The sequence below is a fragment of the Micromonospora sp. KC207 genome (assembly GCF_004348615.1).
GTDB lineage: Bacteria > Actinomycetota > Actinomycetes > Mycobacteriales > Micromonosporaceae > Micromonospora.
Genome location: NZ_SMKJ01000531.1, coordinates 1 through 2142 on the forward strand (window position 1 = coordinate 1; position 2142 = coordinate 2142).

2 protein-coding genes are annotated in these 2142 nt (G+C 74.6%); both read right to left on the reverse strand.

Features of this window, described 5'->3' with window-relative positions; genetic code table 11:
- Window positions 1-15: 15 nt before the first annotated feature.
- Window positions 16-945 (reverse strand): sporulation protein, encoded by a 930-nt coding sequence (locus tag E1258_RS32160; protein WP_132407685.1) that lies wholly within the window; start codon window positions 943-945, stop codon window positions 16-18.
- A gap of 121 nt (window positions 946-1066) precedes the next feature.
- Complete coding sequence (locus E1258_RS32165; RefSeq protein WP_132407687.1) at window positions 1067-2134, reverse strand: hemolysin family protein; 1068 nt, start codon at window positions 2132-2134, stop codon at window positions 1067-1069.
- Window positions 2135-2142 lie beyond the last annotated feature (8 nt).

Here is a 2142-nt window from a genome sequence, read left to right on the forward strand (position 1 = left end):
GGCGGGCAGCGGGTGTCAGGTGCCGTCGCCACCACCGCCACCACCGCCGATGCCGGCGCCACCGGCGGTGCCGCCAAGACCGTAGCCGGGGTGGACCGGCTGGTCCGGAGGCCGGCTGACGTGCGCCGACTTGGTGATCCGGGCCGACCAGTCGGCGTGCGCGGCCTCAGCGGCGTGCCGGTCGATCGCGTACCGCAGCCAGCCGTCCACCACCGCGACCCAGTCGACGCGGTCCGCGCCCGCATGCCAGACCCGGAACCGGCTGATGCTCTGGTGGGTGACGCCGGCCAGGGAGAGTCGGCGGTCGGCCCACAGCAGCACCTCCAGGCCGGCCGCGTTCGCCACGAAGATCACCTCTAGCTCGGTGATCGGCCCGGCGTACAGCGGCGCCACCCACCAGCCGAGCCGCTGGTGCAGCGGAAGACCCTGCTCCACTCCGGGCAGCCGGCCGTCTACCAGGCCGGCCTGGCGCATGCTGAAGCCAAGCGCGTCCAGCGCGGCGAGGACGTGCTGCTGGGTCGGCAGGGGATGCACGAAGATCGGCACGAGCGCGCCCTGGTCCAGGTCCACGTCGAGGGACGCCTCCGTGCGCAGCCCCATCCGCAGGCTCATCAGCGGCACCCCGCCGAAGATCGTCACCGGGGTCTCCCAGGGCAACGGAACGGCGAAGTCGACTGCCCGCCGCCGCCCGGCCGGCACCACGAACGCACCCGCGATCGTCACCTGGTGGAACTGGACGAGCCGCCGCGGCGCGCCCGGGTCGTCCGGCTCGACCTGGCTGACCAGGCCGAGCCGGAGCTGCCGGACCGGCACGTCGTGCGGCCCCGCGCGCAACGTGACCCGGCCGGGCAGCCGCAGCCCGGGTCGGGTGCTCGCATTGGGCAGCGTGGTCCGCACCGACAGCCCGGTCCAGCCGGACTCCGGCGACACCCCGGTCAGCCGCACGGCGCTTCCTCCGTACCCACTCGGTGGTGGCACGGCTTTCCCGGCCGGCGGCCGGACAGTCCTGCCGGACCGGCGCGGACGCCGGGACCGGCCCGGCGCCGCCGGACCTGCCGCGCGGGCGTCAGCGCATCCGGCGTCCCCGAGGCACCGGATCGGTTTCGTCGTCGAACTCGCCGATGACCTCCTCCAACAGATCCTCCAGCGCCACGAACCCGATCGGCCGGGTCGGGCCGCCGCCGTTGCGGACCAGGGCGAGCTGGGCCTGCCGGCCCTTCATCGCGGCCACCGCCTCCGTCACCGACGCGGACGCCGGCAGCGTGAACGCGTCGCTCATCAGCTCCCCGGCGGTGGCCGCCCGGCCGGTCGTGGTGACCCGCACTGCCTCCCGGACGTGCACCAGGCCGCACACCTCGCCGTCGGCGTCCAGTACGGCCAGCCGGGACCGGCCGCTGTCGCGCGACACCTGCTCGATCCGCTCGGCCGAGTCCTCCCGGCCGACCGTGACGATCCGGTCGAAAGGCTCCATCACCTGGGCGACCGTGGTGCCCTGGAGCTGCAACATGCTGGTGAGCATCCGGTGCTGCTCCGCGCCGAGCAGTCCGTGCTCGCGGGACTGCTCGAGCAGGATGCGCAGTTCGTCCGGGCCGTGCACCTGGGCGAGCTGGTCCTGCGGGCGCACCCGCACCAGCCGCAGCATCGCGTTGGCCAGCGCGTTGAGCGCCGACAGCAGCGGCCGGGCCACCCGGGCGAACGCCCGGAACGGCAGCGCCAGCAGGGTCGCCGACCGCTCCGCGTCGGTGATCGCCCACGATTTCGGGGCCATCTCGCCGACCACCAGGTGCAGGAAGGTAACCAGGCCCAGGGCGAAGACCAGCGCCACGACGTGGCTCGCCGCGTCCGGCAGCCCCACCGCGTGCAGCAGCGGGCTGAGCAGGTGCTCGATCGCCGGCTCGGCCAGCGCGCCGAGGCCCAGGGTGCACAACGTGATGCCGAGTTGCGCGCCGGCCAGCATCAGGGACAGCTCGCGCACACCGTCCAGCGCCGCCCGCGCCCCCCGGCCGCCGCCGGTCGCGACGGCCTGCTCCAGCCGGTACCGCTTGCTGGCCAGCAGCGCGAACTCGGCGGCCACGAAGAACCCGTTCAGCGCCAGCAGCACGACGGAGACGACAAGGGCCACCCCCGGGCTCATGCCGCCTC

Bases quoted from the DNA above. Each gene is read 5' to 3' on its own strand.
- E1258_RS32165 (WP_132407687.1), bottom strand. From the start codon at position 2,134: ATGAGCCCGGGGGTGGCCCTTGTCGTCTCCGTCGTGCTGCTGGCGCTG.